The sequence below is a fragment of the Desulfovibrio sp. Fe33 genome (assembly GCF_028532725.1).
GTDB lineage: Bacteria > Desulfobacterota > Desulfovibrionia > Desulfovibrionales > Desulfovibrionaceae > Pseudodesulfovibrio.
The window spans coordinates 1-22,705 of record NZ_JAQKGU010000016.1 but is presented as its reverse complement, the minus strand read 5'-3'; the positions used below and the strand labels follow the sequence as shown (position 1 = coordinate 22,705).

Genomic DNA, 22,705 nt, shown 5'->3' with positions numbered 1-22,705 from the left:
TCACGCCGTGAATTGCGGCATCCGCCTTTCGACAAGATCAAGGACCAGGGACGCGGTGAGCAGCTTGCCGGTCCAATGCATGGTCATGGGGTCGTTCATGTCTCCGCCGAGAATGGCTTCGGCCTTTTGCGGGTCGATGTACCGGGACAGCGGAGAGTCCGCCATGGTTCCCCGGAGCTTCGGCAGGAAAGCCTTCCGCACCCAACTGCCCCAATCCTCCAACGGCACGTGGCCGCCGGTTTTCGGGAACAGCCTGTGGGCGAGCTTGCCCGGGCCCTGGTGGATGATCTTGCCGACATAATATCCTGTCTTCGTTCCGGCCGCCCAATATTTAGGCGGCATCCCGTCCACATTCAGATGCCTGAGCCTGCCGTGGGCAAGGATGTAGCCCAGCATCGCCTTGGATTCCCACGGCGTGGTCCTGCGCCCCAGAAAGAGCGAGTTGTAAAGCGTGCTGAGGGGAATCTCATGGGAAAGCCCCCGGATGCGGGCGTCCCAGAACGGGGACCGCATGTGGCCGAAGCTCTCGGCGAAGACAAGTTCCCCACCGAAATACTTGGGCGCCTGCTCATAGTGCATGAAGCTCATGTGCCGCTCTTCCACTGGCATGTGCGCCCAGCCGAGCCCTTCCAACAAGTGGCGGCGCTTCGCCTCGAAGGAATCGAGCAGCGCGTCCCTGTCCCGGAAAAGCTCGCCGTAAAAAGCCTCCGGAGCGTACGCCGGGTCCCGGATGAGCTTGACGATGGCGTCCGAAAGCACCTGCGGCGTCGAAAATACGCCCCGGAAAAAATGCCCGCTGGACACGCCGGTCAGGATGACGCCGAGCCCGGCCCCGGTCAGGTGGCGGTAAACCTTGGCCAGGGTGGCCCGCATGGCGTTGAGACTGCCGCCCGAGTAGTAGACGGTGTCGGCCGCCAAATTCCACAATTCCTCCGCGCCCATGGAGCCGAACGCGAAGGCGTGGTGCTCAAGCCCGAGTTTGCCCGCCACCTTCCTGCCGTTCACCATGTCGGAGCAGCCCTCTATGCCATAGGTGTAGAGATGGGCGGACACGCCTTCCGGCATGTAGGACGCCACGATACGCGCGTCGAAACCGCCCGTCACGCCCACACCGCACCCGTCGGGCAGGATGTTGTCGTAGTAGTGCGGGAACCGGTCGCTGAAGACCTCGAACGCGAGAGCCTGGGCCTCGCGCATGGTCATTGACGAGGGTTGCCGCTCAAGCTGCGGAGCGTACCGCCGCTCCTCCCGCCCGCCGGTCGAGAGATCGACGCGCACCACCCGGCCGGGTCCCAATCGTTCCACGCCCTTGAGCAGCGTGGTGCTCTCAAGGGGATAGTTGAAAAAGAAAAAGTCGTGCAGCCAGGCCGGATCGAGCTCGGGAGAATCCAGCACGTGCAGAAAGGTGAGCATAGACGTGGACGCGATGAAACGGCCGTCCAGCATCCCCATGAACAGGGAATGCTGGCCGAATTTGTCCGACACCAGGTACACGGCGCGCTCGTCCTTGCGATACGCCATTATGGCATGGTTGGCCTGAAGCGTCCTGAACACGCCGTCGTCGCCCGCTTCGAGACCGTCCAGGATTTCCCGCCAGGGGATGGCGTCGCGGTCGACCAAGGCCCCGGCGTAACAGGCCGCATACCTGTCGTCCTCATATATCCGCGTTCCGCCGAGGGCGCATTTGTCGCTGCAACCGGAATGGATCGCCCACTCCGCCCCCGAGGCCGAGGACAATGCCAGCCGTCCCGCAGGATCGGCCCCTCTGGCCGCCTTGCCGTCCAGCTCGACACCGAGCCGCCCTTCATCCAAACCAACGATAAGCGAAGCAGGCATGATATCCACTCTCCCTGGCCCTACGAGGGCGCAAACTGCCGGTTCAAGACTTCGCGCTCCGTCTTGCGGAAGGAACGCGCGGCCTTTCCGTCAAATCGGCCGGATTGAAGCCGTTGCTGCAGCCGATGCGGCGGGTCATGCCTGCCGCATGTATTTTATTATTTTTTTCCATATGCGATTATGCTAACTTTACGCTGAAAAGAAGGACTGCCGAGGCGCTCCCTTGCATCCCCGGGCAGTCGAAACCCGTTGCGCATTCATCCGGTTCCCGACCGGCAGGATTCCCCACCCGACAGGAGACGACATGGCCGACAAAACATTGCGCCAAAGGGATGCCGGTCTCGACCTGCTCAGATGCGTCTGCATGTCGGGCGTCGTCCTTCTCCACAGCATCCAAACCGTTGTGTTCGCCTGCGGCAATGCCCCCGCCATCTATTGGGAGACCCACCTTGCGGTCTTTGCGGCCCTTCGCTGGCCCGTGCTCATCTTCTTTCTCCTGAGCGGGGTCTTGTTTCCAAGCACGTTCACCATCAGGGACATCCCCGCATATTACCGGCGCCGGGCTTGGAAAATACTGCCGCCGTTCCTGGCATGGTCCGTCATTTTCTGTTTCATCAGAGGCACATCGAACGTGACCTGGGAAACGAACTGGGACACGGTCGCCGCCGTCCTGTCCCAAGTCCCGCACAAGATGTCCTACTACCACCTGTGGTTCATGTATGACTTCATACTGATAATCCTGGCCGCGCCTTTCATCATCATCCTGAAAAACAACTTCCGCATCTTCGACAGCCGCGCTTTCCTGCTCCTGTCCGGCGTCCTGCTGTTCGCGAGCCAGGCATTCGTGGACCTCGGCCATGTCGGCAGGATACCCGTATACGTCTTCTATTTTTACCTCGGCACTTTCATGCACTCCTTCGAGGGCAAATACAGATATCTGCTCCTCGCGCTCGGAGTCGCGGGCTTCGGCTACAACTTCCTCTCCGCCCGGGATATCGTCGCCGCCACCGGGAATTGCGACCTCGTGACGTCCACCATGCGATACAGCTTCATTCAGCAACTCCCGATGGTCCTCGCCGCCTACTTCATAGCCAGGGATGTCCGCATCACGCGTACCGCGTTCAGCAACGCGGCTACGAAAATCGCCCTGTGCGGTTTCGGCATATACCTTTCACATCCCCTGTTCATCTGGCTCTTCCGATTCGACAAGCTGGAAAGCTACCTGCGGCTCCCCCCTCTCGTTTTCGGGCTCTTCGTGTTCCTGGTCTGTTCTCTCGCGTCCCTGGCGCTCGCCTGGCTGCTAAGGACGAACAGACACACGCGCTGGCTGTCGCCCTAGCCCGTCAGGCCGTGAATTTCTTCTTCGTATTTTCCCACTTGCGCCGCATGTCGTAGAGGCGGGGAATGAGGTTGAATTCCAAAAGCGAAAAGCACTTGTACAGCACGCGATTGAGCGGCAGGTCGTAATACGGCGGGAAATCGACCACGTCGGGCCGGTACGCCATCTTGTAGCCGTCCAGGGCTGAATCGGGATTGAATGAGCGTCCCTGGGTCGCCCCCATATCGAAAAAGACGCAGCCCTTTTCCTTGGCGTACTTGATGGCCTCCCAGAGGACGAACTTATTCGGCATGAGCTTGCGGTAGTTGTAATCGTTGGCCTGGTACACGGCCCAACACCGGTCTCCCACCACGTGAAGAACCAGCACGCCGACGACCTTGCCTTCATACACGGCCTTCAGGATTTCCCCCCGGCCCTCGGCCAGCAATTCCGCGATCGTGCCGGAATAGTATTCGAAACTATGATAGAGCGCGTGCTTGTTGGATTCCAGTTGCTGCATCAGGTCGAAAAACAGCCGGTCATCACCGTCCTTGTAGCCGATCTCCAACGTCACGCCCTTTTTGCCTGCGGACATGATGTTCTGGCGATGCGTCCTTCTAAAGGAGCTGAACAGCTCGTCGATGGACTCTTCCGGCTTCAGGGCCAGGCGTATCTCGTAGCGCGTCCGGTTCCAGCCGGTGTACGGCACGTCCAATTCAACAAAACCGGCGTCCGCCAGCCGCCGCGCCATCAGGGCGTCGTCCCCCGGCTCCGGGTCTATCCTGAGCAGGATGGCCTTGTGACGCCCGGCATTGAGCCGCACCCAATCGAAAAGCGTCCGGACGGCCTCGCCGTCGTCCCAGGACAAGACGGGTCCGCGGCAGGCGTACAACAGGGAAAAGCCCAAAGGCAGCCTTTTTTTCAGGACCAGCATCGCCGCCCGAACCTCTCCGCCCCCCTTCGCCATCAAGGGAATGGGCTCCCAACCGGCTTTCGCCTTGATCCGGCCCCAGGCGAACGTCTGCCGCAAATTGCCGTTCGGACAACGGGCGAGAAAGTCGTTCCAGTCGGCCCTGTCCTTCTCGGTAGCGATCACTATATCCATAACCCGTCCCTGTCTCCTTGCTCTATCAACGCGCTCCAGCCGGAACCGCGGCGTCATCGTCAACCGAACGGCCGCGATCAGTCGGCGGCCTCTTCCCTTTTCTTGATGACGCGCGCCGGGTTGCCCACGGCCACGACCAGGTCGCCGATCTCCTTGGCGACCACGCTGCCCGCACCGACGATGGTCTGCCTGCCGATGTCGGCCATGACCACGCTGCGGTCTCCCACAAAACTCTTTTCCCCGATCCGCACCTTCTTGTAGACACCCCCCACGGACTCAAGCGCGCCCTTGTCCGGGTCGGAAAAATCATGCATCCGCCCCCCGGAAAGAATGGAGCATCCGCCCGCGACGACGGCCTTATCCTCAATCTCGGCCAGCCCGACGGTCGTGAACGGGCCGATTCCGCACCAGTCGCCCACGCTCGTTTCCATCTTGGTGATGACGGCTCCCATGCAAATCTGGGTATGCTTGCCGAATACGGGGAGCGTCAGCCTGTAATACGCGCCGCGAATATACTCGCCCATTCCCCCGGGCAACAGGCTCATGAACTGCGCCCCGCCGAGATACATGCCCGACGATCCGGCCTTTTTGCCGATATGCGCCAGGAGCGCGAACGGCGATGCCACCGCGAGCGCGGCTCCCCTGCATGATTTCTTTATCAATGCCTTCATGTATTCCTCCAGCCCGTCAGCGGGCCATTTTCCTCTTCAGCAACAGCGCGGCCTTGTACATCTGCCGAAAGAAGCGGGCCACGCCGTCGCCTTGATATTCCCTGAGAAACAGGCAGGTGTACCAACCGCCCGGATAAATGATGGAGCCGTCCTCGAAGAAGAGCGACTGCGCGCCGATGCGGGCGATCTTGAAGCTGCCGTGCTCATCCCAACCGCCCTGGTCGCGCTTGGCCGACCCCACGGTGACGCCCTTGTACAACGACGCGGCGATGGCCTCGGCCTCGTCGGAATACCCGCCGCCCGGCCAGCAGAACACGTCCACGCTCCTGCCGAGCTCCCGCTCCAGGACCCGCTTGGATTCCGTAAGCTCCCAGCGGACCCTTTCGAGATACTCCTCGTTGGTCTCCATGCGGCCTTCTCCCGCCGAAGCCTGAAGCTCCCGGGCCTTGGCCCCGATCTCCTCGCGCCAACCGGCCCCATCGAAAAAAGCCTCCCCCCGCTCCGCTGCATAGGCGACCAGCCCTTCGCGGACGGACGGGTCCGGAGTGTACATCGGACCACTCAGGGATTTGCGGTGCGCATAGACCGGCGCGCCCCAGTTGCCCCTGTAGGCGTCCGCACCAAGATAGGCATACTTTTTCTCAGGCCTGTCGTTCCAGTCCATCCAGACGTGGTCGTCTCCCGGATGGTGGAAGTCCACAATCTCCGGGGAGGAGAAATACCAGGTGTGGGTCATGGCGTGCGACTGGATTTCCATGCACCCGCGCCGCTCCATTTCCCGCATCTCGTCCCAATTGAGGAAGCCGTGAAGCTCCAGTTCGTCCACGGGCCGTTCGTCGTAGCGCGGCCGCAACCCCCTGGAGGGATCGACGAAGTCCGGGTTGACGAAGATCGTCCCGCAAAAGCCGTATTTCTCCAGAATGGGCGCGGCGAACACCCAGTTGTCGAGGTATCCGTCGTCAAAGGTCAGGTAGACGGCCTTGTCGGGATACTCGCCGGTCTTGTGGCATTCGAGGAATTCGGCGCTGGAAAGGGTCCGGTAGCCGCACTTCTTGAGAATGCGCATCTCGTTGTCGAACGTTTCAAAAGGCATGGTCAGGAAACTCCACACCCAGTCGGGCTTGGGAATGCCCACGGTATGATACATGATGCACGGCACTTCTCTCGACATCAGCTTTCGACCTCGCAAACGATGTAGCGGTGTTTGCCGCCCACGGTTTTCGGTATGTCGTCGACATACCGGACCTCGAGGGAAAAGGCGGGAGAAACGTCGCGTCTGATCCGCTGCTCCAGGCCATTGACGGTTGCCGCGCTCTCCTCGGAAAAGCCCTGCCCCCGGACAATATGCAGATCAATCCGGCTTCGCTCGGTCTGCCGGTACTGGAAGGCGGAAACGCCCTTCACCGCGGCCAGCAGCCGGACGAAATAGGTTCCGTGTATGGCGTTGCCCTCAGGGGTGACGAACCTGTCATAGATGCGCCCGATGTCCATCTTCATCAGGGGGAATCCCCGCCCGCAGGGGCAGACGCCGTCCATGGGCGCGCCGCAATCCCCGATGTCGTAGCGCAGAAACGGCATCCCCTCGTTCGCCAACGACGTGGCTATGATTCTGAAGGTTCCCGTTTCCGGGTCCGGCAGGAACTCGGTGTACGCCGCATGGGTCAGCAGATGCATGTTGCCGTGTTCGCATTCGGAGGCGATGCCGGGAATCTCGCGGCTGCCGTACTGATCGAAAATCCGGCAGGAAAAGGCCTTGGCGAAAAGCTCCCGCTGCCAGTCATGCATTTTTTCGGCCGAGGTCATGACGCCCTTGACCCCGGGCAAGTCGATCTTCTTCTCGATCAGGTAGTTGGCCAGGTCCGTCAGCACCGAAGGATACCCGTAGATGAAGACCCGCGAAAAGCCGCCGATGATCCCGGCCCATTCGCCCAGCGTACCCCAATTGTACTCGTAGGCATTCAGGTTGATCGTCCCTGAAATCTTGGATTTCAGCCTGTTCAGCCTTCCCGGCTTCTTGCGGAACTCCTGAGGATTGCCCCATATGCGGATGGCCATGTCGCCGGGCTTCCACCCCATGAAGGTCTGGGCCAGCATCATGGTTCCGTTCATCTTGTCCCACAACTCCGCATTCTGGTAAAAGGACACCGGCTCGCCGGTGGAGCCGCCGCTGCTGTTGCGCCGGAGCGACGCCTTGTCGAATTCATGGGAAATGAGGTCGTCCCCCCTGGTGCGGACGATCTCCTTGGTCAGAATCGGCAGCCGGGCGTAGTCCTCGGCTCCCTGGATATCCGCCGGAGTCAGGCCAACGCCGTCCATGAGCTCCCGATAATACTTCGTGGTCCCGTAGGCGTGTCCGACCAGCCGTTTCAGACTCTCCCACTGAAGCGCGCGCAGTTCGTCGGAGCTTTTCCATTGCAACTTCTCCGCCGCGGCAAAATATTCGTAGCGCTTGTCGTTGCGCAGTGTTTGCAAGAACTTGCAGATCATTCCTCTCATGACGTCACCTTTTCAAATAGATTCAAGTAACTGGAACACATTGCGCGATTGCTGTACCGGTCTGCGACGCTCTTCGGCCCCGCTTCGGCGAATTTTATCCGGGCTTCGGGGTTATCCATCATCCACAGCATGGCCCCGGCCAGGGCTTCGTGGTCTTCGGGCGGCACCACCCGGCCGTTCCCGCCGTCCTCGAGAATTTCCGAGACTCCGCCCACGTCGGTGGCCACCACGGGAACGCCGCAGGCCATGGCTTCGAGCACGGACACGGGCGCGCCCTCCCTCCTGGATGGCAATACGAAAATATCCATGGCGCGCAGCCAGGCGGGGATGTCGTCCCGGCGGCCCGCCATGAGCACCGAATCCCGCAGATCGAGTTCATCGATCATTCTCTCGACTTCCTCCCGGGTCTCTCCATCGCCGACCAGGACCAGCAGCACGCCGTCCCGCCCGTCCCGTACCCTGCGAAACGCCCGGAGCAGATTGCCGTGGTCCTTGGCCTCGGTCATCCGGGCCACGGAACCGAACACCACCCGCCCGTCGTCCGGAATCCCGCTGCCGCGCACGGACGGCCCGTCCGCCGTGAACAACGCGGTGTCCACACCGTTGGGGATGACTTCCAGCCGTTGCCCGGGCAGGCCCAGGGAATCCACGAAAAAGGATTTCAGATTGTTCGAAACCGTGGTGATGCGGCCCAGGAACGGCGCAGTCAGTCTGATGATCCGCCGCACTCCCGGCTTGGTCTGGATGGAATGCTTCGCATGTTCCGTGTAAACGACCCTGGCTCCCGCCAACCGCGCCGGAAGGAATGCGTAAAGCAGCAGGTAGCCCGCCTGGACGTGGACGATGTCGACGCGCTCGCGCCGGAAGAGCCGGTAGAGCTCCAGCCACGTTCCGAGCTTGCCCCTGCGCCCGGCGTCGAGGCTCACATGGCGCAACCCCATTTCCCCGAGTGCGGCCTCCAGGGGGCCGCCATCGCCGAACACGCCGCAGACCATTCCCGCGACCCTGTCCCGCGTCCCGTCGAGAATGGTCATGGCGAGCCGTTCGGCGCCGCCGTGGCTCAACGTGAATATGACCTCCATGACGCGCAGCATTGCTTTCCTCTCCATGTCCGATGCCGGGTACGAAACCTAGATTTCCAGGTCTTCGTGGGCCTTGAGATAGCCCTGATACCGCTCTTCCCCGACGATTTCGCTGATTTCCTTGGGGATGGGCAACTTGCCGAGAATGCGCATGGGGTTCCCGCCCACGATGGTGAACGGCGGAATGTTCCCCTTGAGATGCGTTCCGATCTGGGCCACGACTCCGTCGCCGATCACGGTTCCGGGGTAGATGATCGTCTGGGTGCCGAGCAGGCAGAAATCGCCGATTTTCACCGGCTTGATGGACCCCGGCGACGGCAGGCCGCCACCGGAAACCATGCGGCCCATGACGTCGGAGATGGGATGGCCGGAATTATCCGCGATGAACTTGGCCGCCACGAGGCACCTCTTCCCTATCTCCACACGTTCGGCCACGATGATGCGGGTCATGGGCGAAAGGTAACTGTCGTCGCCCACTTTCAGCACGGACCTCCCGCCGATCGGCACGCCTTGAATCCAGGTGTTGTCGAACATGCGGATGTTTTTACCGAAATAAATATCGACCTGCCCGGCCACGGTGGTCGACCCGTTTCCGGCATACTCCATGCGGAAACCGGGGCCGACTTCGACGCACTGGGATTTGAACATGGGTTCGTAGTACACCACGCGCCAGAAGTTGTGCCACAACCCTCTCCTGAACAGCCACTCATGGTAGAGGAAATTGTGAAAGGGTTTGATGACCGGCACGGAAAACCGGCGCACCTTGACGGCTATCTTGTAAAGAAGCTTATAAAATGGAGTTTTCTGCTCCTTGACGGCCCTGCGAAACGTTGCATATCCCATAAACGGACTCTCCTTCATGCAAGGGATTTATATACCGATACTATTCGTTTGACGCGTTCATACGGCGAAAAGGACTCGCGCACCCTGCGCGCGCCCGCCTCGCCGAAAGCCTTCATTTCGTCCCGGTCCCGGCACATGCGCACCAGACCGTCGGCCAATGCCCCGGCATCCGCGGACGGGACCAATATGCCCGTTTCCCCGTCGAGAACGACTTCCGGCGTGCCGCCCACCCGGGTCGCCAGCACAGGCTTGCCGAACAGCATGGCTTCGAGGGCCACGTTCGGCATCCCCTCGCTCAGGGACGGGAGGACAAGGCAGTCGATGGCGTTGTACACGGAGGCGACATCGCGGGTGTACCCGGTGAACGTCACCGCATCCTCAAGGGACAATTCCCCGGCGAGACGCTCCAAGGCGGCCCTGTCCTGGCCGTCGCCGACCAGAAGCGCCTTGACCTTGCCCACGCGATTCCGGGCCTGTTTCAATCCTTCCAGGAAATACGTCTGCCCTTTTTCCGGGCTCATCCGCCCGATAACCCCGAGCAGAATCTCGTCCTCGGCCACGCCGTATTCCTTCCGCAAATCGCGGGCGATGTTATCCAGGTCGTAATCGTCGGGGTCGACGGCATTGGGGATGACCGTGACCTTGCGGTGCGAGCGCATCCCGAGCCGGTCCGCCAGAGACTCCGACACGGGGATGACGGAATCGGCGAAACGAACGATGATTTTTTCCAGAATGTTGTAGCACCGCATCCGCCAGTCCTCGGAGGTCCAGCCGTGCACGAAGGCGACCCAAGGCCGTCCGGTCAGCCATTTCAGGATCAGGCACAGGACATGGGGCTTGTAGCCGTGCGATTGCAGAATCTCGGACTGCGTATCCTCCACGATCCTTCGGGCCTGCCCGACCAACCCCCAATCGAATCGCCGGGTTTGCCGGAGCAGCTCGAAGCGAACCCCGGTCTCGCGCATCCGGTCGTCAAACTCGCAACCGCCCGTCTTCCCCGCGATGTCGAACCCGGCGACCGTGGGACGGGAGAGTTCGCTCCCTCCGCAACGAAAGAACTGGATCAACCCCTTGCCGGGACCGCCGAGGATGGAGGAAGCCATAAACATGCACACGGCGGGACGCCTGTCTTTCTTCATCACTTCCAGATGCCCTCCATGGCGTCGCCCTGCCCCTTGTGCCGGAGCTTGTCCCAGCCCCATCGGAAGAACGGAACCGGGTCGTCGAACGAAAAATCGTCGCAGTATGCGGAGCGGGTAAACAGAAAATCCTTCACGAACGCCAGCTTGTTCTCGGCCAGACGGTAACTGCCCGCAAAGGACATGATGTCCCCGCCGAGCCAGCGCGAACGGGCGTCCACGTCGAATCCGGCCACGGGATCGCAGGGCAGCCCCAGGGCCAGGCGGTAGTGCATGACGGGGATATTGACACCGGCGGCGATGCTGTGTCCGACGGACCCCCAATACCGGGGGTTGACGTCGATGAGGTACGGAGTCCCATCTTCCCTGGAAATCAGGAAATCCGCCTGGCAGACGCCGTCCCACTCAAGGTGATCGAGCAGCGTCCTGAGGTGCCGCTCGCTCACGGGATCATGGACGCTGGCGCGGTAGGTCGGCTGGCCGAACGGCACCGGATAAGTGCGGACCTGGCGATAGCCTATGGAGGCCATGCAGGTCCCCTTGCCGTAAAGCATGGCCAGCCCTATGCCCGACCCCTTGATCTTTTCCTGAACGAAAAAACGTTCCAGGGGCAGATCGAGATAACGCCCGCCATCAAGGACTTCGAGCACGGAGGCCGGGGTGGCGAACTCGTTAACCGCCCAGCCGCCGCCGCCCTGCCTGGGCTTGACCAGGACAGGAAACCGGAAAGCGTCCAAAAGGGAATGGTCCTCCGCAATCTGCTCGAAGGACGCCAGCCTCGGCGTGGGCACGCCTATCCTTTCGGACAGCAGGCCGAGCCGGTACTTGTCGTGCACGCTCAACAGCGTTTCATAGCTGGGCATGGCGATGGCGAACCGCTCCCGCAGCCTTCCGGCCGCCTTGGCCACCAGGAAGGTCTCCTCCAGTATCGGCATCAGGACCCTTGCGGAGTACTTGTCGGCAGTGTCCAGAAGGCATTGCACGAAACCGTCCTCGTCCTTGAACGGCGAGGGATGGACAAACGTGCCGCAGACATGCCGGGATTGCATGGCCATGACATTTTCCGAGCCCGACCCGACGATCACGGGAATTCCGGCCTTGGCCAATTGCCGCGCGACGGTGTACCCCACCCGGCTGTGGGCGGATGTCACCAAAGCGGGGGGCAACCCTTTTTCCTTACCCGAACAACGACTCATGTTCACCCCGTTCAATCTTCCGAACCAACTCTCGGGAATCCGGAGGAACGGCGCATTCGCGATCCGGCGTCCCGCCGACGACTCCCTTACGATAAACCATTGCCGAAACCTTGCCCGCCTAGCCCTGCTCCGCAGGGACTTCGGGCTCGCGCAATTCCTTCCGCACGACGGCGTAGAAGGTCACGCTGAACAGGACGATGCTGAGAACGAACACGAACCCGAGTTCCAACGAAAAGACGTCGAACCGCGGGTAGATGAAATAGTGTATCAGGAACTGGGGCAGCATATAAACCGCCAACGGCTTGGCGTAGACGTTGTAGAGATATTTCCCGGCGGGGATGTGCATTTTCCTGAACAAGAGGAACATGAACACGCCGACCCGGAAAAACAACATGGTGCTGCCCATGGCCCACAAGACGCCCGCCATGCCGAACGGCTTCACCAGGAAGAAAAGCAGGGTGAGGTTGACGGCGAACGCCAGGACATTCAGCGGGACCATGAATTTGTGATTCGAAGTCCCGTAGAGAAGCTCCCGGCTCGGGATGTGCGCCGTCCTGAGGACAAAGGGAATCACCAAGGCGCTGATGACCGCCGTCGACGGAAGCAGCTCGGGCCCGATCCAATAATAGAGAAACGGTTTCGCATACGCCCAGACCATGTACCCGCCGAAAGCCGCCACGGAAAAGCAATGGGCGGATATGGTCAGGTAATCCGATATCATACGTTGAGAATCCTGCTCGTGCCTGCTGAAATAGGGAGCCAGAACGTCAAAGGTGCTGCACATCAACTCCTCGTAGTACTTCAGCATCTGCAAACCGATCGTATAAATGGTGACTGCCGGAAGGCTGATGTACAGGGCGATGAAGAACGCCTGCATCCGCCGGCCGAACATGTTGGAAACCTGAATCAGGAAAAAGGATATGCTGTAGGAGGAAAGCGACTTCAGCACGCGCAGGTCGAACCCCTTCGGGTTCAACGTGAACTTGTAGGACCGCTTGGCGTAAAAATAATACGCCAGGTATTCGATGATGACGAAGGCCGCGTTCGGAAAAATGACGGCGTAGAGCCCGTAGTCGTTCAACGCCATGACGACGATGATGGCGTTCATCAACACCGATTTGGTCATGACGATCAGAGAAATGGTGTTCCATTTCAACTGTGACCGCAAAACGCCATGGAATACGCGCAAGGGGATGATGGTCGAATAACAGAGGAGCAGGAACAGGACCGACACGATGAGCTCGGGCGGCATTCCGGAAAAGAACCGCTCCCTCAAGAAGGTATAGCCCACGGCTATCAGCGAAAGCGAGACCACCAGGGCGCCGCACAGCGCGTAAAACGCCGTGGTGATGCACCGTTGTGCGCTTCCCTCCCCCCACTCCTCGTACTTGCGGGAAACGTAGCGGGCGACGCTGGAGGAGTAGCCGAAATCGAACGCCATGAAATAAATGAGCAGCGTGTTTATCAGCACCCATTTGGCGTAGTCCTCGCTCCCCAACGCGCGCACGAGGATGGGCGTCACGATGAGACCCGTGGCGATGGTCAGGAAATAGGAAGCGTTGCGCAAAAGAGAGCTTCCGAAAATATACTTGAGGACAGTCATTTATACTCCATCTCGCTTGCCGGGCGCAGACATGGGCTTGAACACGGTTTCATCGACGCGGCCGCCGCCTTTCTCCTCCAGACGCCGGATCATCCAACCGGACAGGAGTTCCGCTTTTTCCGCCCAGGATTCTCCGGCAAGAGCCGCCGAAACGTCCCTCCCCCCGTCGGACAGGGCGGACTCCACGGCATCGGCGAACGACGCCGCGGTCGAACCCACGCGAATGACGCCGTCGAATTTGACGACCTCGGGCAACGGCGTGGAAACGATGGGCACTCCAGAGGCCATGTATTCCTTGAGCTTGAGCGGGTTGATATTATTTGACAACGCATTGACGACATACGGGATAATCGCCACATCGAACCCCGCGATGTACCGGGGCAGGAGCTCGTAGCGCACGGGCGGGATGTGATGGAAATTGCCGAATTGCGTCAGGCGCGACAGCGAAACCTTGGTGTTGCCGATGAGCACCAAAGACGCCTCCGGGAACCGCTCCAGGAGCGCGATCAGCAAGTCCTGGTCGGTGCGCTCGTCGATCAGGCCGAAATAGCCGATCACCGGCCCCGGCAGGTCCCTGTATATCTCCGCAGGCTCCACCCGGCCGGTCTGACGGAAATGCTCGATGTCCACGCCGTGAGTCAGCAGATAAGTCGGTCCGTTGGCGGCCTTCTTGCTCCCGGCCAGCCGGTCGGACACGGCCGCCACCATGTCCACCCCTGACAACATCGTCCTTTCGAGATCTTTCACCAGTTCGCTGTTGACCCCCGGCCATTCGCTGAACTCGTCCACGCAATAGAAGACGAACAGCCTCTCGCCGAGCCTGCCGATGTAGTCCGCCGCGTTGGGCACGGTGGCCACCACCAGGGGCGAATCGAATTCCAACGCCTCCATCGCGCTCCGCACGCAGGACACCACCTGGCGTCTGTTGAAGGCCCGAAGGGCTCCGAACTGGTTCCAGGGGACCATGAAGGGCGAAACAACGGTCAGATTTTCGGGCAGGACGATATCATCCCCTCGCTTGCCCCGTCCCAGCCACCCCATGGCCTTCTCCGCGATGCGTCCGGCGTCATAGAGGGAAATGGTCGGGTTGCGCAGGCCGATGGTGTTGACCCAAAGGATTCTGTTTTCCTTGAGGAAAACATTCATGAGGTGCTGGCAACTAAAGGGATGCCTCCCCCAGTCGTCCGAAAACACCACGAAATCCCGTCCGCTGATCATCATATTCTCCCAATGCCCCCTTTAGGGACGGCTCGGGCCTTCCCATATCCCGCCGCCGAAGGTCGTGACGATCATCCTGTCGTGATCGTCCGGGTCCACGGTAACGGACTGGATGGTGTTGAAGGGGAACGCTTTGAAACTCTCCCAACTGCTCCCGCCGTCCTGGCTGTAGAGCAGGCCATGGTGCGTGGTGCCCACGTAGAGCAGGTCCGAATCGTCCGGGTGAATGGCAAAACTCATGGTGTGGTCCCAGGAATCCCCGCCCGCGGCCTTGCCGATCTGCTTGTCCGTGAGGATGTGCTCCCAGGTCGCGCCGCCGTTCCTCGTCCGGTAGAGGCCGCCCGTCAGCCAGCGGCCCGCCGGGGACGTGGCGGTCACGTAGATTTCATCCTCGTTCTCGGGATTCACGTACAGGGATGTCGCGTGCCAGTTGAGATCCGAGTCGGCGGAAATATACTGCCAATTCTCGCCCTTGTCCGTGGACTTCCAGACCCCGCCGGGGATCTTGTACACGGCCCCTTTCTTCCTGAGGCCGGTGATGAGGCAGTATATATTGCCGCTCTTGGGATGGATGGCCAGCCGCAACACGTGCATGTTGGGGACCACTCCCAAGCCCCGGCTCTTCTTGGCCCAGGTCTTGCCTCCGTCGTCCGAGCGGAACACGCCCGCGGACTCGTCCTCGCCGAACAGACCGGCGTAAAGCGTCCGGCTGTTCACGGGCGACTTGGGGTCGAGGGCGATGGCCGTGCAGGCGAGCTTGGGCAGGCCGCCGATCTTTCCCGGGGCATAGGGAACGGTCCAGTTACGGCCCCTGTCGTCACTGACGACCACTCCGCCCTGGTGCGTGGAGGCGCTCGGCCGGGTTATGGCCAGGGCCATGTCATGGGGAATGTCGTGGCGTTTGCTCGTGGCGGCGAAGATGCGGCCGGGAACGTCCGGATCAAAGGCTATCTGGTAATAGGTGTTGCGCCAGGGGCAACCCTTCGCCGCCCAGCTCCAGGTCTTGCCCGCATCGTCGGAACGCAGGAACCCGATATCCGAATAGGCTCCGTAATGGACGTTCTTCTCGAACGGATCGAAATAATACTGCCAGCAACTGGTGACTTCCAGGCCGATGGAGGCGTATCGCGGAGCGGTTTCGCCCTCCTCGGGGGGCAGGACCGTATTGATGACGGGCCGCCAGCTATCGCCGCCGTCGCGGGTCTCGTACATGTCCCCCTGGGTCGTCAAAATGAGATGCCGGGAATCGAACGGGTCCATGCCCAGCCCGAAGTTGGTGATATAGTAACCCCACATCAACTCGGTCTGCGCCCAGGACGGCTCCACGTTGTAATCCTTGAAAAGGGCCTTTTCCCAGACGACCTTCAGCCTGAACGCGCTCTCCCATGTGTCGCCGCCGTCCTCGGAGCGCAACACCTCCTTGTTCACGTTGGAACCGGTCTGGACCGCGTAGACCACTTTGGCCTGCTTCGGGTCCATGAGGAGGAGTTTTTCTCCCTTGTACCGACGCACCTGCTCCCAGGTCGCGCCCTCGTCCTTCGAACGGAAGACGCCCCGTTTCCTGATGGCGGCGAACAGAACCGGCCCATCCTGCGACTGTCCTCCCGCGAGGCTGAACACGTCCTCCTTTTCCCCATCCCCTATATTCATTGGACGCGCCGACCATGTCTTGCCCCAGTCCCTGCTGACCATGAGGTCCTTGTTTGCGGCCAAGGCGTAAACGGCCTCGCCCAGGACGACGAACTCCGTTACCGGGACGTCCAGCACCTTGTCGAAACTCCCGCCCATGTCGGCGGAACGCCAAACCGTCTTCTTTGTGCCGACCAGAAGGACATTCGGATTCCCCGGCAACGCGCCGAGGTGCTGCACTCTCTCCTTCCCCCAGGGCGCGTTCTTGACGGCCTCCCAGTTGACGCCCTGATCCCGGCTGACCCGCAGGCGCCGGAATTTGAACACCCAAAAGGCGACGTCCTCGAAAAATACGGCGGGAGGAGAAAACTGCATGAAAGTCGAACCGTTTCTCCGGTGAATGATCTCCCAGGAAGCGCCGCCGTCGGTGGAGCGAAAGGCCGTGCCCATGTCGGTGCCGAGAAAAAGCAGGTCCTTTTGATACGGCGAGAAGGAAGGGACATACACGCCGCCCGCGCCGCCCGGTCCACGTTGAGTGAATTCCCCGCTCGCGGCGTCGGCCGGGAGCGAAGACGCCGCCCATCCCAATATCAGGACGAGACAACAAATCATCCGGGCAAGACGTATGCTCATATGGTTGTTCGCAGCGGCCATGGCTCCCTCCTAAGGCTTCTTGTCCATCATCGTGTACGTACGTTTCTTCTTGATCTTGTACTTTCGCTTTTCCCCTTCTTCCGGCGCTTCCACGGGAACGTGCTCCTCGACCGTTTCCGCGGCACTCTCTTCGTCATACGCCACATCAATAAGGACAATCACGACATATACAGCCAACAGATAATAGAGACTCTTGAAATATCCCGCTGAAATGAACTGGCTCCCGCAAAACTGGCCGACAAAGGAAATGTACAGGCCCTTGTAGAGGGGATAATGGGGCCGGACCTTCATGGCCGGGTCCTTGATCCGCTTCTTCAGGGTCCGCAGCGGATACAGGACCATGACGAGGTAGCAGACGAGGCCGATAAGCCCAAGTTCCGCAGCAATCTGAATGACGGAATTGTGCGCCGTCATGAACACGGCTCCGCTCATGCCGCTGCCCGCCGAGAACTGGCCGACGCCGACGCCGGTCAGGAGATTCGAATAGAACATGTCGAGGCCATGTTCCCATATGGCCATCCTTCCGAATTCGCTTTGCATGTTGTAATCGGAAGAGAGGTCCGTCAGCGTCGCCATCCGCTCCCAGAACGCCCCGGGCAGAAAGTTGAGAGCGATCAACCCGATCAGCGCGCCCGACAGGATCAACTTGAAACTGACCTTCTCGAAACGCAGAAACACGAGGAAGACCACCACGAAGGCGAGAACGCCGCCACGGGATTCGGTCAGTCCCAGCCCCAATACCCCGGTCAGGATGACGAAATACCCGATCCACTTGACGACCGGGATGCGCAACGAATGCAAATAATAGAACAGCAGCGGCATGAACGAGAGCAGAACATAGGCCACATCATTGGAATCATAGAGAGATCCCTCGATCATGGCCCGCCCCTGCCCATGGTTCATGACCAGACCGAACGCGAGCAGTGCGAAAACCAGCAAGCCGCTGTTGAGCAATACGCGCAACCCGTTTTCGCCTTTGGCAAGGACGACCAGCGAAAAGAAAAACGCGATCGTATAGAGATAGGTCTTGGCCATGCTGAAGGCTCCGCCCACCCAGACGCTCATCGGCACGGACAGGAAGACCATCGCCATCAATCCCAGAATAAATTTGAACACCGGCACGTCCCTGAACATGTCGGCGAAGGACTGTCGCTGTTGCGAAACGGCCATGGCGATAACGCCCACCGCCGCGGCGATGAAACCCAGCCCGCGAAACGCGAATATGGAGCTGAAGGCGGGAAGATTCCCGACAAATACGAGCATCAGCAGATAGATGGCAAAGTTCGGCAACAGGCCGATGCGGGGGCTGCGGACGGAGTTCAGCATCAGGACTCCCTCGGCTTCCAGGAAATGTATTTTTCGCCCTTGAAATACTGGACCAGGCCGATGACCGCGCTCAGATGGAGCAGAAGAAAGGAATACGGCAACTGCTTGATGCCGCCGTCCGCCCTTCGAAAGGCGTAGGCTGCGGCATAAAAGAATATCTGGCCGACCAGGGCCAGGACATAGAAGCCGCCGTCGCCCAGGACGCACAGATTCGCCGCCAGAAGCAACGCCATGAGCGGCAGGGTCAGCCAACGCAGAATCTTATGCGAGAAGAGCTGCCACAGGAACCCGATTCGCCGGTTTTTAACCAGCTCCGGCAGTTGCGAAAAGACGATGATCCAGGACTGGGTCATGATGCGGGTCTGACGTTTGAGCTCTCCCGGCCCGACCTCGTCCACGGGCTCGCGGCAGATCGCGCCCTGCTCCTGCACGACCGCATATCCGGACATGACCGCCTGAATCGGATGGAGAAAATCGTTGATGTGTTCGGGCCGCATCGGCCGGTACAGGGAGCGGCGCATGGCGTATATGGCGCCGTCCGCGCCCACCACGCCCCAAAGGGAGCCCTCCATCTCCTTCAGGCTGTCCTCATAGCGGCGGTATGCGCCGCTGCCGGATTCGCCGTTCTTCGCGACGTACTCCGAATGCCCGCTGACCAGCCCGATTTCCGGGTCGGCGAAATGTCCGGCCAGTTTCCGGACCGCGTCCCTGTCGAACATGGAATTGGCGTCGGTGAACACGAGGATGTCGCTGTCCGTCTCGTCAGCGGCCCGGTTGAGCGCGGCGGTCTTGCCCTGGTTGGTTTCCTGGACCAGCAGCCGCGCCCTCTCGCCGACGAATTCGGCGACGATTTCCTCGGTCCTGTCCGTGCTGCCGTCGGAGACGATGATGAAATCCATCTTTTCAGGAGGATATTCGAGGTCGAGAAAATTCCTGATCTTGTCGGCGATGACGGCTTCCTCATTGAAGGCGGACAGAATCATGGTCACGCTCGGCAGGCCGTCCCCGCCGAAGGCCGCGCGACGGGGGCGCATCCGGACAAGGAGCCGCAACGCGAGGGGATACCCCGCAAAGGCATAGGCGAGAACCGCCAGGCACCACCAGAAAACGGATTCCATCACACGGCTCCCCCGCCCATCGCGCGGGCGACATGTTCGATGTCCTGTCCCGTAACATACCCCTGGGTCGGCAGCGTCACCAGCGACCGGGCAAGCCGCTCGGCGCCTGGATACGTTCCATCCCCGGCCAGATGCGGCCGCAACGCCTCTATCTCATGCAGACCGGTGGGGTAGGAGCGGACCACGCCGTACTCCTTCATGACATCGCCGGGGCCGCTGTCCAGCAGCGGAAGCCGGAGCCATACGGAATCGCTTCCTTCCGGCAAGCTGGGGAATTTCCTCCCATTCAGGACGTTCATCCATTGAACGGCGACGCTCCCGCGCCCGGCGTTGATGCGGTCAAGACGACGCAGCATCCGCATCCCCAGCCCGGCCTGGAAAGGCGTCAATGCGGTCACGCCGAAATCCGGATCGAAATGGGACTCGCCCAATTTCAGGAACGGCAGACTGTTGGGAATCCAGTACAGGCGCGGATGCATGAGAACGCACAGGGCCAGGGCCGTGAGCCACAGCTTGACCTTTCCCCGCATGGACGGGGCCGGGGGAGCCAGGGCGTCCAGCCCTTCGGCAAGCCAATCCTCGTCCGTGACCAAAATGCCCCCGTCCACGGCGGAAATATTCTTGCCCCGGCTCAGGCTGAACAGACCGATGTCGCCGAACGTTCCGGCCTGTTTGCCCTTCCAGGCCGCTCCCATGGCCTGGGCCGCATCGTCGAACAGCGGAACACCGTATCGGCCGGCCATTTCACGGGCCATGTCCATATCGGCCGGGCAACCGAAAAGATGGCAGACCATGAGGCACAGCGACCTGTCGCCCAAGGCGCGCTCCAGGCTCTCCGGGACAGGCCCGAGCGTTTCCGGGTCCACATCGTAAAGGCGGACCTTGAGCCCGGCGTGAACCACGGCCGAGGCCACGGAAAAGCTGGTGTAGGCCGGAATCACGACCTCGTCGCGAGCCGGAAACCGCGCGTGCAGCGCGCTCAGCCCCGCGCTGACCGCGCCCCGGCCCGAGGAGAAGAACCGCACATGCCGCTTGCCAAAGCGGGCGGCCACCTGATCCCTGAAACGGGTCATGCTGCGCTCGCCGTCCACGGCCGCGAGCAAGCCCTGAACGATATCGCCCAGGGAAAAGGGAACACCGGAGGGAGCCAGGGCGCGCAACGTCATGGGATGTTCCTCACGATGGACGGCCCGATAAGCTTGGTCAAAGGCACCGGCAGCTTGCGCCAGACGCGGATGGCAAATTGAAATTTGGCGTTTTCCGGGTTCATCTCGGGCAATTCGCCGCCGTTGGGCATGATGTATTGCCAATTGAGCTGCACCGGCTCCGCTCCCCATTGCTTCTTGAAGCGGAAGGTGCCCTTCTCCGGCGTGGAACGGCCGAAGTCGAAGGTCGAGCACCCTTCCGCGCAGGCGTGTTCGATGAGGGTCCAGTACAGGAGGTTGTTGGGGCAAAGGGAATTGTAGTCCCGGATGGACGACGCCCACGGAATTTCGAAAATCGACCGATACCAGGTGCCGAGACCGGCGGCCACGCAACCGTCGGCATGGTTGACCGTGAACAGCCTAGTGGATTCCGGGAACGCGTCCAGCACGTTCGCGAACAACTTTTTCGAGTACACCGGCGTTCCCAGGTCGCGCATGTTGCGGGCGAACACCTCGTAGAAATCGTCAAGCAGCTCATGCCGCCCGGTGGCGACGGTCAGCCCGGATTTCGTGGCCTTCCTGACCTGATTGCGCACCTTGGCCTTGAAGCCCTCCCAGAGCGCTTCCGCCCCGGGGGCCAGGTCCAGGCGCATGGTCACCTTGTGCGTCTTGGAGGGCAACCCCTGCGCCACCGCGCCGATATGGCGCAGTTCGAGGAACTGCGCGCCGCATTCCCGCACCAGCGCTCCGGCCCGCTCGATCAGGGCGTTCGACGCTGCCGGGTCCTCCGCGAGGACTCCACCGAAATTGAAAAAGGGAAGCGAGGTGAGGAAAGTGCCGAAGAGACGGCTGCGCATAAGCACGACAGGCAGAATGCCGAGCACCACGCCCGCGTCATCCCGTGCCCACAACGGGTACGGCGCATGGCCAAAGGTCTTCTCGACAACGCCGAGCCAGCCGGACCGGTGGTAGTTGGCGGCCCCGTCCGCCGCATCGACAAACGCGTTCCAGGCCGCCGTATCCGCCGGAGAGGAAAGGTCGGCGAGGGAAACCCGTATCCCGTTAGGAGCCATGGCCGCCTCCGCCCACGCCCAGCACCGAGGCCATGGGGGCAAAATGAAACGATCCGAGCAAGGTGCGCAGTTTGGATTCCGTCTTGTCCAGGTTCACGTAATGCCGGAAGCGGGATTTCCATCCCGTATTCGCAATGCGGGGTTGCCCCGGATCGATCTCCCAGGGATGGAAATAGAGCACGACCGGATTGCCGTCCCGGTTGATGGACTTGAAGGCCCGCTCGATCAGGCTCACCGGGAACAGCCGCAGATACCCGCCCCCCGCCACCGGGAAATTCATTTCCTTCCCGAAGGCGGAGAAGAATTTCGTGGTCAGCGGGAACTCCCGGATCGTGCCGTTCTCGCGCTCGATATCGTGGGGGAAACGCGGAGCGTCCGGAATGCCGTAACGGTCGTGGAATATGGGAAAAATGGAGGAATCATAGGCGAACCCCTCCTCGATGAGAATATCCAACGCCCACAGCGACCGATCGACGATGGAGTAGCTCGGCGCGCGGTAGCCCGTCACGGCTTTGCCGGACTGATCTTCCAGAATCGCCTTGGCGCGGCGTATATCCTCGCGGAACCTGTCCGGGCCGATGTCGTAGACCAGTTGGTGCCCGTAACCGTGGCAGGCGATGTCATGCCCGCGGTCGGCGATGCGCCGGACCAGGCCCGGGGCGCGCTCCGCGATCCATCCTAGGGTGAAGAACGTCCCCTTGGCCCCGAATTCATCGAAAAGGTCCAGAATTCTGGCCACATTGTTTTCCACGCGCAATTCCATGGAATCCCATGACGCGCGGTCGATGCAGTGCTCGAAGGCGCTGACCTGGAAATAATCTTCCACGTCCACGGTAAGGGCGTTGGCAATCCGATTCTTCATGACCGTTTCTCCGGGTCGAGGGAGCGAGGATACAGCCGTTTCACGGCCCTCCACTCCGGTAAAACCACGCGATGTTCCGTCAGGACGATCACCGAGGCTTCGCCCCCCGTGGGGCGGCCGCATGATCGTTGTATGCCGTTCATGCCGTTCATGAAATTACCCTTGCGGCCTGGATATGCCGACGGTGACGGTTTTGGCCTGGTGTCGGATGGTGTCGATGGGGCGGGTCATTTCCTCGATGGCCTTGTTGAGGACGGTGAGGATGTCGGCCAGGCGCGCCTCGGTGGCGCAGATGGCCTCGGACTGGTTGACCAGCCAGAGCATGTAGTTGGCCAGGGACGAGGCCACCCGGGCGGGCAGGGCCGAATCCGTGGCACCGGAGGCGATCCGC

The 22,705-nt window shown here is 61.0% G+C and carries 19 protein-coding genes; 1 reads left to right on the top strand and 18 read right to left on the bottom strand.

Going from position 1 to position 22,705, the window contains the following annotated elements:
• The gene (locus tag PSN43_RS15590) at positions 1-1,836 is read right to left on the bottom strand and encodes an asparagine synthase-related protein (protein ID WP_272701665.1); all 1,836 of its coding nucleotides are present in this window, start codon (positions 1,834-1,836) and stop codon (positions 1-3) included.
• Positions 1,837-2,140: 304 nt separating this feature from the next.
• Between PSN43_RS15590 and PSN43_RS15585 the strand changes: the two genes are divergently transcribed.
• Positions 2,141-3,175: an acyltransferase gene (locus PSN43_RS15585; protein WP_272701664.1), complete on the top strand. Its 1,035-nt coding sequence runs from the start codon at positions 2,141-2,143 to the stop codon at positions 3,173-3,175.
• Between the two features lie 4 nt (positions 3,176-3,179).
• On the opposite strand, the gene PSN43_RS15580 is transcribed toward PSN43_RS15585, so the two are convergent.
• The 17 genes from PSN43_RS15580 to PSN43_RS15500 all read right to left on the bottom strand — a co-directional run.
• On the bottom strand, positions 3,180-4,259 hold the full coding sequence (locus PSN43_RS15580) for a lipid II:glycine glycyltransferase FemX (protein ID WP_272701663.1): 1,080 nt from the start codon (positions 4,257-4,259) through the stop codon (positions 3,180-3,182).
• 77 nt (positions 4,260-4,336) lie between these two features.
• Positions 4,337-4,930, bottom strand: coding sequence for an acyltransferase (locus PSN43_RS15575; RefSeq protein WP_272701662.1), 594 nt, complete (start codon positions 4,928-4,930; stop codon positions 4,337-4,339).
• A 16-nt stretch (positions 4,931-4,946) separates the two neighbouring features.
• Positions 4,947-6,101, bottom strand: a complete 1,155-nt coding sequence (locus PSN43_RS15570) for a polysaccharide deacetylase family protein (RefSeq protein WP_272701661.1) — start codon at positions 6,099-6,101, stop codon at positions 4,947-4,949.
• The gene (locus PSN43_RS15565) at positions 6,101-7,426 is read right to left on the bottom strand and encodes a phenylacetate--CoA ligase family protein (protein WP_272701660.1); all 1,326 of its coding nucleotides are present in this window, start codon (positions 7,424-7,426) and stop codon (positions 6,101-6,103) included. The genes PSN43_RS15570 and PSN43_RS15565 overlap by 1 nt, the downstream gene beginning before the upstream one ends.
• Positions 7,423-8,520 carry a glycosyltransferase gene (locus PSN43_RS15560; protein WP_272701659.1) on the bottom strand — a complete coding sequence of 366 codons (1,098 nt, stop codon included), beginning with the start codon at positions 8,518-8,520 and terminating at the stop codon, positions 7,423-7,425. The genes PSN43_RS15565 and PSN43_RS15560 overlap by 4 nt, the downstream gene beginning before the upstream one ends.
• A 36-nt stretch (positions 8,521-8,556) precedes the next feature.
• Entirely contained in the window at positions 8,557-9,351 is a 795-nt protein-coding gene (locus PSN43_RS15555; RefSeq protein ID WP_272701658.1) for an acyltransferase, read from the bottom strand.
• 14 nt (positions 9,352-9,365) lie between these two features.
• Positions 9,366-10,490, bottom strand: coding sequence for a glycosyltransferase family 4 protein (locus PSN43_RS15550; RefSeq protein ID WP_272701657.1), 1,125 nt, complete (start codon positions 10,488-10,490; stop codon positions 9,366-9,368).
• Positions 10,490-11,686, bottom strand: coding sequence for a carboxylate--amine ligase (locus PSN43_RS15545; protein WP_272701656.1), 1,197 nt, complete (start codon positions 11,684-11,686; stop codon positions 10,490-10,492). The genes PSN43_RS15550 and PSN43_RS15545 overlap by 1 nt, the downstream gene beginning before the upstream one ends.
• A 118-nt stretch (positions 11,687-11,804) precedes the next feature.
• Complete coding sequence (locus PSN43_RS15540; protein WP_272701655.1) at positions 11,805-13,289, bottom strand: lipopolysaccharide biosynthesis protein; 1,485 nt, start codon at positions 13,287-13,289, stop codon at positions 11,805-11,807.
• Positions 13,290-14,510 (bottom strand): glycosyltransferase, encoded by a 1,221-nt coding sequence (locus PSN43_RS15535; protein ID WP_272701654.1) that lies wholly within the window; start codon positions 14,508-14,510, stop codon positions 13,290-13,292.
• An 18-nt stretch (positions 14,511-14,528) separates the two neighbouring features.
• Positions 14,529-16,748, bottom strand: coding sequence for a WD40/YVTN/BNR-like repeat-containing protein (locus tag PSN43_RS15530; protein ID WP_272701653.1), 2,220 nt, complete (start codon positions 16,746-16,748; stop codon positions 14,529-14,531).
• Between the two features lie 51 nt (positions 16,749-16,799).
• Positions 16,800-18,116 carry an O-antigen ligase family protein gene (locus tag PSN43_RS15525; protein ID WP_272701652.1) on the bottom strand — a complete coding sequence of 439 codons (1,317 nt, stop codon included), beginning with the start codon at positions 18,114-18,116 and terminating at the stop codon, positions 16,800-16,802.
• Positions 18,116-19,234 (bottom strand): glycosyltransferase family 2 protein, encoded by a 1,119-nt coding sequence (locus tag PSN43_RS15520; protein ID WP_272701651.1) that lies wholly within the window; start codon positions 19,232-19,234, stop codon positions 18,116-18,118. The genes PSN43_RS15525 and PSN43_RS15520 overlap by 1 nt, the downstream gene beginning before the upstream one ends.
• Positions 19,234-20,400, bottom strand: coding sequence for a DegT/DnrJ/EryC1/StrS family aminotransferase (locus PSN43_RS15515; RefSeq protein ID WP_272701650.1), 1,167 nt, complete (start codon positions 20,398-20,400; stop codon positions 19,234-19,236). The genes PSN43_RS15520 and PSN43_RS15515 overlap by 1 nt, the downstream gene beginning before the upstream one ends.
• The gene (locus PSN43_RS15510) at positions 20,397-21,452 is read right to left on the bottom strand and encodes a FemAB family XrtA/PEP-CTERM system-associated protein (RefSeq protein ID WP_272701649.1); all 1,056 of its coding nucleotides are present in this window, start codon (positions 21,450-21,452) and stop codon (positions 20,397-20,399) included. Before PSN43_RS15510 ends, PSN43_RS15515 begins: the two co-directional genes overlap by 4 nt.
• Positions 21,442-22,314: an XrtA system polysaccharide deacetylase gene (locus tag PSN43_RS15505; RefSeq protein ID WP_272701648.1), complete on the bottom strand. Its 873-nt coding sequence runs from the start codon at positions 22,312-22,314 to the stop codon at positions 21,442-21,444. The genes PSN43_RS15510 and PSN43_RS15505 overlap by 11 nt, the downstream gene beginning before the upstream one ends.
• Positions 22,315-22,470: 156 nt before the next feature.
• A partial coding sequence (locus tag PSN43_RS15500) for a hypothetical protein (RefSeq protein ID WP_272701605.1) occupies positions 22,471-22,705 on the bottom strand: 235 nt, incomplete at its 5' end.

Excerpts from the sequence above, each read along its gene's own strand:
- PSN43_RS15590 (WP_272701665.1), bottom strand. The coding sequence starts at position 1,836 with ATGCCTGCTTCGCTTATCGTTGGTTTGGATGAAGGGCGGCTCGGTGTC.
- PSN43_RS15585 (WP_272701664.1), top strand. The coding sequence starts at position 2,141 with ATGGCCGACAAAACATTGCGCCAAAGGGATGCCGGTCTCGACCTGCTC.
- PSN43_RS15580 (WP_272701663.1), bottom strand. The coding sequence starts at position 4,259 with ATGGATATAGTGATCGCTACCGAGAAGGACAGGGCCGACTGGAACGAC.
- PSN43_RS15575 (WP_272701662.1), bottom strand. The coding sequence starts at position 4,930 with ATGAAGGCATTGATAAAGAAATCATGCAGGGGAGCCGCGCTCGCGGTG.
- PSN43_RS15570 (WP_272701661.1), bottom strand. The coding sequence starts at position 6,101 with ATGTCGAGAGAAGTGCCGTGCATCATGTATCATACCGTGGGCATTCCC.
- PSN43_RS15565 (WP_272701660.1), bottom strand. The coding sequence starts at position 7,426 with ATGAGAGGAATGATCTGCAAGTTCTTGCAAACACTGCGCAACGACAAG.
- PSN43_RS15560 (WP_272701659.1), bottom strand. The coding sequence starts at position 8,520 with ATGCTGCGCGTCATGGAGGTCATATTCACGTTGAGCCACGGCGGCGCC.
- PSN43_RS15555 (WP_272701658.1), bottom strand. The coding sequence starts at position 9,351 with ATGGGATATGCAACGTTTCGCAGGGCCGTCAAGGAGCAGAAAACTCCA.
- PSN43_RS15550 (WP_272701657.1), bottom strand. The coding sequence starts at position 10,490 with ATGAAGAAAGACAGGCGTCCCGCCGTGTGCATGTTTATGGCTTCCTCC.
- PSN43_RS15545 (WP_272701656.1), bottom strand. The coding sequence starts at position 11,686 with ATGAGTCGTTGTTCGGGTAAGGAAAAAGGGTTGCCCCCCGCTTTGGTG.
- PSN43_RS15540 (WP_272701655.1), bottom strand. The coding sequence starts at position 13,289 with ATGACTGTCCTCAAGTATATTTTCGGAAGCTCTCTTTTGCGCAACGCT.
- PSN43_RS15535 (WP_272701654.1), bottom strand. The coding sequence starts at position 14,510 with ATGATGATCAGCGGACGGGATTTCGTGGTGTTTTCGGACGACTGGGGG.
- PSN43_RS15530 (WP_272701653.1), bottom strand. The coding sequence starts at position 16,748 with ATGATTTGTTGTCTCGTCCTGATATTGGGATGGGCGGCGTCTTCGCTC.
- PSN43_RS15525 (WP_272701652.1), bottom strand. The coding sequence starts at position 18,116 with ATGCTGAACTCCGTCCGCAGCCCCCGCATCGGCCTGTTGCCGAACTTT.
- PSN43_RS15520 (WP_272701651.1), bottom strand. The coding sequence starts at position 19,234 with ATGGAATCCGTTTTCTGGTGGTGCCTGGCGGTTCTCGCCTATGCCTTT.
- PSN43_RS15515 (WP_272701650.1), bottom strand. The coding sequence starts at position 20,400 with ATGACGTTGCGCGCCCTGGCTCCCTCCGGTGTTCCCTTTTCCCTGGGC.
- PSN43_RS15510 (WP_272701649.1), bottom strand. The coding sequence starts at position 21,452 with ATGGCTCCTAACGGGATACGGGTTTCCCTCGCCGACCTTTCCTCTCCG.
- PSN43_RS15505 (WP_272701648.1), bottom strand. The coding sequence starts at position 22,314 with ATGAAGAATCGGATTGCCAACGCCCTTACCGTGGACGTGGAAGATTAT.